This is a genomic window from Chryseobacterium hagamense (genome assembly GCF_007991455.1).
In the GTDB taxonomy this organism is placed as follows: Bacteria; Bacteroidota; Bacteroidia; order Flavobacteriales; family Weeksellaceae; genus Chryseobacterium; species Chryseobacterium hagamense.
The window spans coordinates 1-5,750 of record NZ_BJYJ01000062.1; the positions used below are offsets into that span (position 1 = coordinate 1).

At 28.2% G+C, this 5,750-nt stretch carries 5 protein-coding genes; all 5 read left to right on the top strand.

Annotated features, from left to right (window positions below):
* The first annotated feature begins 155 nt into the window (after positions 1 to 155).
* Genes CHA01nite_RS20060 through CHA01nite_RS20075 form a run of 5 tightly spaced genes read left to right on the top strand, consistent with a single transcriptional unit; the run spans position 156 to position 5,614 of the window.
* On the top strand, positions 156 to 344 hold the full coding sequence (locus tag CHA01nite_RS20060; RefSeq protein WP_146944733.1) for a hypothetical protein: 189 nt from the start codon (positions 156 to 158) through the stop codon (positions 342 to 344).
* 15 nt (positions 345 to 359) lie between these two features.
* Positions 360 to 2,558: a prolyl oligopeptidase family serine peptidase gene (locus CHA01nite_RS20065; RefSeq protein WP_146944735.1), complete on the top strand. Its 2,199-nt coding sequence runs from the start codon at positions 360 to 362 to the stop codon at positions 2,556 to 2,558.
* Positions 2,558 to 3,436, top strand: coding sequence for a lantibiotic dehydratase (locus CHA01nite_RS20985; RefSeq protein WP_262712158.1), 879 nt, complete (start codon positions 2,558 to 2,560; stop codon positions 3,434 to 3,436). The genes CHA01nite_RS20065 and CHA01nite_RS20985 overlap by 1 nt, the downstream gene beginning before the upstream one ends.
* Positions 3,437 to 3,459: 23 nt before the next feature.
* Complete coding sequence (locus CHA01nite_RS20990; RefSeq protein WP_262712159.1) at positions 3,460 to 4,743, top strand: lantibiotic dehydratase; 1,284 nt, start codon at positions 3,460 to 3,462, stop codon at positions 4,741 to 4,743.
* Between the two features lie 10 nt (positions 4,744 to 4,753).
* Complete coding sequence (locus tag CHA01nite_RS20075) at positions 4,754 to 5,614, top strand: thiopeptide-type bacteriocin biosynthesis protein (RefSeq protein WP_146944737.1); 861 nt, start codon at positions 4,754 to 4,756, stop codon at positions 5,612 to 5,614.
* Positions 5,615 to 5,750 lie beyond the last annotated feature (136 nt).

A 5,750-nucleotide genomic window follows, 5' to 3' on the forward strand; every position in this document is an offset into this window, starting at 1 on the left:
GTTTTTTTTAAAAACGCAGCTTAAATAACTGTATATAAAATATTTGTATTTAATTTAACATATATAAATTCTTGAATTTATATATGTTAAATTAAATCTTTATAATTAACTTTCACTTTATTTGCAGCCACATATTACTTATTAAATAATTAGCAATGAAAAAACAAGATCAAAACGGAAAAAAATTATCTTTGAAAAAAATACAACTTTCAAAGATTAGTAACATGTCAAATATTCATGGAGGGCTTAAGCAGGGTCAATTTGATGGTGGAGATGGTGATTGCATATTTCCGGAAGACAAAAGTAAACCAGTTGATGATGGTATTAAAAATACTACTCTATAATTTGTACAGATTTTTATGAAGAGCAAAATATTTATCATTACTATTTTTTTATCAATTTTTCTTCAATCGCAAAAAACAAATTTAGCTCCTTCTATACCAGTTACAGAAGAGCATTTTGGGATTATGATTACTGATGATTATAGAAATCTTGAAGATCTAAATAATGCTTCAACTCAACAATGGATGAAGTCTCAAACGGATTATACAAATTCTATATTGAGAAAAATTCCTAATTGGGATAATTATTTAAATCTTAGATCAGAATTGGATAAAAAACAAGGTTATTCTGTATCTGATCTGAGAATAACGAGTAATGATAAATATTTCTATTTAAAAAGAAATGCTGGAGAGAGAACAGCAAAAGTATATTATAGAGAAGGATACAAAGGACAGGAAGAATTACTGTACGATCCTGCTAGTTTTGTTTCCAGTACAGAAACCTCATCAAATGCATCTCATGAATATATAATCAATTTAATAAGTCCAAGTTGGGACGGTGGCAGATTAGCTATATCACTTTCGGAAAAGGGAAAAGAATTTTCTGAGGTTATAATAATGGATGTTAAAACAAAATCCATTCATCCTGAGATAATTACGCAATTAAATCCATCTAATATAGGTAGCATTAAGTGGTTGGAGGATAACTCTGGTTTTTTCTATGTTTATTATCCGGAAATTGATCTAAAATCACCTTTGTTCGCAAAAAATACTCAAACAATGCTTTACAGAATAGGAGAAGATTCAAATAATCGGAAAGTTGTTTTTTCTAATTTTAACAATCAAGATTTAAATATTACAAAAGAAGTATATCCGTCTATATTAGTTTTTAATTCTGATGATAAATATTATATTGGAATTTTGGTTGACGCAGAAGATTATAGAAAAACATTTATAATTAACAAAAATGATTTATTGTCTGGTAAAAAAAACTGGAAAACTTTATATGATAAGGATAGTAAAGTTTTCAATTTGCGTATGATTGGTGATGAAATTTACTTTTTGTCAGGATTAAATTCCTCTAATTACAAATTATGCAGAACAAATCTATTAAATCCAGACTTCAAAAATCCCGAAATACTCGTACCTGAAAAGAAAGATGAAGTAATAAAAGGTTATACGATTACAAAAGACGGAATTTATTATAACACCACTAAAAATGGTGTTGAAGCCAAGCTATATTTATATAAAAACAGCAAGGAGAATCCAATAAAACTACCTTTTACATCAGGAAATGTTGATCTAATATCAAAAGGAAAAAACTCTTCTGATATTTGGATAAAATGTTCTGGATGGGCTAATGTAGAACAACGATATAGGTATATATTAGATAAAGATATTTTTAGTAAAGAAAATCTTGCTCCGGTTATAGAATATCCCGAATTCAAAGATATTATAGTAGAAGAATTGTCTGTAAAATCTTATGATGGAACAGAAGTTCCGTTGTCTTTAATTTATAGTAAGAATATCAAAAAAAATAGTTCAGCTCCTGTGCTTATGCAATGTTACGGTGCTTTTGGAGAATCTTATTCTCCATTTTTTGCTATCAGCTATTTGTCATGGGCAAATCAAGGTGGTATTGTAGCTATACCTCATGTACGTGGAGGCGGAGAAAAAGGAGAACAATGGCATATTGATGGCAAAAAACTAAAAAAACCCAATTCATGGAAAGACTTGATTGCCTGTACAGAATATCTAATAAAAGAAAGATATACTTCAAGTAAAAAAATTGCAATTTGGGGAGCCAGTGCTGGCGGAATATTAGTTGGTCGGGCAATTACTGAAAGACCTGATTTATTTGGGGCCGCTATTGTAGAATCTGGGGTTTTGAATCCGCTTAGAGTGGAAAAAAGCGGAAACGGTGGAACTAGTATTAAGGAGTATGGTAATCCGAATGATTCCATAGAGTTTAAAGGTTTACTGGAAATGGACACTTATCAAAATGTTAAAAAAAGAATTCAATATCCCGCTATGTTAATCACCAGTGGAATCAATGATCCAAGAGTCGCCACTTGGCAATCAAGCAAGTTTGCTGCAAAAACTTTGATAAGTAATACATCTGAAAAGCCTATTTTATTAAATATTGATTATGAAGGAGGTCATGGTGGGGATATTACCGTATTAAAAAGATATACTAGTTTAAGTGAAATCTTTGCTTTTGCTCTTTGGCAATTAGGACATCCGAATTACCAGCCCAAAGAAAATATTATAAAATAATGCCACATTTCCCTTATCGATTTTTTGAAGAGTTTGTAATTCGCACTCCATTATTTTCATATAAAACATTTATAGAGTCTTTAAATAAGGATAATATTTCAGATTCTAAACTTAAAGAAATATATTCTGATACTTTTTTTCAGGAGGCAATTTATCTTGCTTCCCCATATTTATATGAAGAACTGAAAAAATGGTTTCTTTCAGAGAAAGAACTTTCTTCAAAAGATCAATGTAGACTAAAAAATGCTTTGCTTAAATATTATAGTCGTATAAGTTCTCGTTGTACTCCTTTTGGCTTGTTCGCCGGAATACATCTAGGAAAATTCAATAATAACTTCTCTAATACTGCTATAAATATTTCTGATAATAAAAAAATTCGAGATACTAAATTAGATATGCATTTTCTGGTATCATTATCTCAATATTTATCTACCGTTCCTAAAATTAAGGAACAATTATTATTTTCACCAAATACAAGCATTTATAAATCCGGAAATAAAATCCGATATATTGAATATGAATATAATAATGGGAAAAGAGATTATATTAATTCATCAATATTACTTTCTACTGAATTAGAACAAATATTAGAATTTTCTGCCCATGGTAAAACAATACAGCAACTTTTACAAATTCTTACAAATGAAAATGTCAGTATACATGAAGCAAAAAAATTCATAGATGAGCTTATAGATAATCAAATATTAATAAGTGAATTAGAACCCCATGTTTCCGGTGGAGATTTCTTACCTACTCTAATTTCTTTACTAAAAAATAAAGGAATAGAGAAAGAACATGAAAGATTGGTTTTGATACAAAAAAAATTGAAGAGCTTGATAAAAATATTTTCAACTCTATTTCAGCGTATCACGAAATAGAGAGCTTAATCAAAGCTTTTCCAATAAAATATGATTCTAAATTTCTTTTTCAAACAGATTTATATTACCAAAATAAGATAGAAATTCCTTTTCAATGGAAAAAAGAACTGAAAAAAGGAATTAGTTTTTTAAATAAAATTACATTATATAATAAAGAAACTTTTTTGAATAAATTCAAAAAAGCATTTTCAGAACGATTTAACGAGGAAGAGGTTTCTTTACTCTATGCATTAGATACAGAAATAGGAATTGGTTACAGACAGGACCTTATGGCAAAAGGAATACATTCCTATCTTGATGATTTTAAATTTTCACCGCTTAATAAACCTTTGGAGTTTCAAATAAAAATAAATTCTGTACAATATTTATTAAATAGAAAATTACAGAATGCTCAATTGGAAAATACAACAGTTATTAAATTAATTGAAGAAGATCTTAATGGCTACGTTGAGAACTGGGAGAACCTGCCGGACACAATTTCTTTTATGTCAGAAATTGTTTTAGAAAATGAAAAAGAAAAACTTATAATACAAGGGGGAAAAAGAAGTAGTGCAGCCAATCTTTTAGCAAGATTTTGCTCAGAAAAATCTGAGATACAAAAAATAGCTAAAAAAATCACAGAAAAAGAACTTGAACTAAATTCCGATTATATTTTAGCAGAAATACTTCATTTACCAGAGGCCAGAATAGGAAATATTATAAGACGTCCGACATTGCGCAGTTATGAAATTCCTTACCTTGCACAATCTGTCCTACCAAATGAAAATCAAATACAAGCAGATGATTTATATATATCTTTAAAAAATGATAGAATTATTCTACGTTCTAGAAAATTAAATAAAGAGATAAAGCCATATTTAACCAATGCACATAATTATGCATCAAACTCGCTTCCTGTATATCATTTTTTATGTGATCTCTATTCTCAAAATATCAGATCAGGTTTACAATTTGATTGGGGAGATTTGAAACATCTATATATTTTTTTTCCTAGGATAGAATATGAAAATATAATTTTTTCTAAGGCACAATGGAAGATTGATAGTAATGAAATTCCGCAAGTAAATGACCGAGAAAAATTTTTAATTCAATTTAAAAATTGGAGAAAAAAAAGAAGAATTCCTCAATGGATACAATGGACAAGGAATGACCATGCTTTGACCTTGAACTTAAAAAATTATGATATGATAGACATGTTTATTCAAATCACTAAAAAAGAAAAATCGATTATCGTTGAAGAATTTTTACACAATGAAAATGATGATTTCAAGCGTGAGTTTATCTTCCTACTATATAAGGTAAAATAGAAAACATATCATGACGAAAAGAATATTTCCTGTCGGAAGCGAGTGGCTATACCTTAAAATTTATACTGGAGTAAAAACTGCAGATATTATTTTAGAGGAAGCAATACATCCTCTAATAGAATGTTTTAAACGAGACAACTACATTTCAAAATGGTTTTTTATTCGGTATAATGATCCGAAATCCCATTTAAGACTAAGATTTAAATTAAGTAATAATAAATATTATAATGAAGTTTTAAATAAGATAAATAATGTATTTCAACAATATATTGAGAGTGGTGAAATATCAAACATGCTAGTTGATACTTACAACCAAGAAATTGAACGGTATGGGCAAAATACCATTGAAGAAGCGGAAACATTGTTTTACATAAATAGTGAATTTATTTTGCATTGCTTAGATTATGAAGATGAAGAAAAGATCATGGTTAGTCTTTTCTATATTAATCAAGTTTTAAACAAGCTCGGGCTTTCTACTTATGGCAAATTGAAATGGATCAAGAGTTATAATAATGCATTTAAAAACGAGTTTAACGCAGATAAAAGACTTAACTCACAACTGAATAAAAAATATAAATTATTCAAACTAAAATATTCAGATTTCATAAATTCAGATGAATTTTTTGAAGAGAAAAATGCGATTTTTTTTAATATTGAAAAAGGTGATCTGGCATTACAAAATATTATTTACCACGATGAAAATCAATCTTTAGGATTCTCTTTGCAAAGTTTCTTTCAAAGTATATTCCATATGAATATCAACAGGCTTTTTGCTTCTAATCAGCGGTTATTTGAAATGGTTATTTATGATTATTTAGTAAAATACTATAAAACAGAAGATTACATTCAAAAAAAGATTTTTTGTAAATAATTTTTTTTTGTCGCTATTAAACTTTGTTGGAATGTGGGAAACTAACTAGTCAATCCTTAGAAATGTAATAACCATTTGATATACATTTTTATATATTCAATAATCGTAAAAAAATGTTGTAAAAGACTGCAGGAAA

Bases quoted from the DNA above. Each gene is read 5' to 3' on its own strand.
- CHA01nite_RS20060 (WP_146944733.1), top strand. From the start codon at position 156: ATGAAAAAACAAGATCAAAACGGAAAAAAATTATCTTTGAAAAAAATA.
- CHA01nite_RS20065 (WP_146944735.1), top strand. From the start codon at position 360: ATGAAGAGCAAAATATTTATCATTACTATTTTTTTATCAATTTTTCTT.
- CHA01nite_RS20985 (WP_262712158.1), top strand. From the start codon at position 2,558: ATGCCACATTTCCCTTATCGATTTTTTGAAGAGTTTGTAATTCGCACT.
- CHA01nite_RS20075 (WP_146944737.1), top strand. From the start codon at position 4,754: ATGACGAAAAGAATATTTCCTGTCGGAAGCGAGTGGCTATACCTTAAA.